This is a genomic window from Mycobacterium helveticum (assembly GCF_007714205.1).
In the GTDB taxonomy this organism is placed as follows: Bacteria; Actinomycetota; Actinomycetes; order Mycobacteriales; family Mycobacteriaceae; genus Mycobacterium; species Mycobacterium helveticum.
Genome location: NZ_VMQU01000299.1, coordinates 1 through 1089, shown reverse-complemented (window position 1 = coordinate 1089; position 1089 = coordinate 1). Strand labels below are relative to the sequence as shown.

The window sequence follows — 1089 nt, the reverse complement described above, 5'->3', positions numbered from 1 at the left end:
GCGATCGTAAGTAAGTCGAGTCACGCCGCGATGTAGGCCAAATTCGGGTCACGGAAAAATCCCTGGACCAGGTGCGGGAGTCTTTGCAGTCGGCGTAACGCGTTGGTGGCCTTGTTCTTCAGGTCGTCCTTGCTGGTGACGCCGGTCTTGCCGATGCGATCGTGCTTGACGTTCTTCCACACCCACTCGTCGGGGTTGAGTTCGGGCGAGTAGCCGGGCAGAAAGAACAACTTGAGCCTGCCGTTGGTGGAGGCGACGAATTCCTTGGTGGCTCTGGCCCGGTGGCACGGGTGGCCATCGACGATCAGGTAGACCGGGGCGGCGGCGTCGCGCAGCAGGCGTTTGCAGAACTCGATGAACACCGACGCATTGACCTTGCCGTCGTGGACCATGAACCGCAGCTTGCCCTGAGCGCTGACGGCCGAGAGCATGTTGATGCTCCAGCGGGCGCCGGTGTTGGCCACCACCGGCGTGTGGCCGACCGGTGCCCAGGTGGTGCCGGAATGGTAGTCCGAGCGGACGCCGGCCTCGTCGCCGAAATAGATGGTTGCGCCTGCTTTTTTGGCGGCCTTTCGAATCGCGGGGAACTGCTCGCGCTTCCAGCGTTCGACCGCATCGGGATCCTGCTGGTAGGCGCGATGCAACGGCCGCTGCGGCGACAGGCCCATCGTGTGCAGCAGTCGGCCCACACTGACCTCGCTCAGGGTGATCGCGAACTCGCGGCGAATCAGCTCGGCGATCATCGAACGGGTCCACAGCGCGAACCCGAACGACAACTGGCGCGGATCGCTGCCCGCGATCAACTCATAGAGCCGCGAGACCTGCTGCAACCCAAGCTTGGGTGGGCGACCCGGAACCGGCCTGGCCACCAACGCGTCCTTGCCGCCGTCGCGCACCTTGGCCAGCCATCCATAGACGGTGTTCTTGTGGAACCCCATTGTCACGGCCACCTTTTCGGGGTGCTCACCCGCATCGACCTGCTCCACCGCTCGCTTCCGCAGCGCTTCGAGCGTCTTGTGATCAAGCTTGCGGCCATCGTTATCGCGCATATACCTATTCTCGACGAATATCGTTCGCCAGCAAAGGCTT

Annotated in this window: 1 protein-coding gene; it reads right to left on the bottom strand. The window is 63.2% G+C overall.

From position 1 onward, the window contains the following. Nucleotides 1-20 precede the first annotated feature (20 nt). A complete protein-coding gene (locus FPZ47_RS27595) occupies nucleotides 21-1049 on the bottom strand; it encodes an IS630 family transposase (protein WP_144957471.1) in 1029 nt (342 codons plus the stop codon). Nucleotides 1050-1089: the final 40 nt, after the last annotated feature.

Excerpts from the sequence above, each read along its gene's own strand:
- FPZ47_RS27595 (WP_144957471.1), bottom strand. The coding sequence starts at position 1,049 with ATGCGCGATAACGATGGCCGCAAGCTTGATCACAAGACGCTCGAAGCG.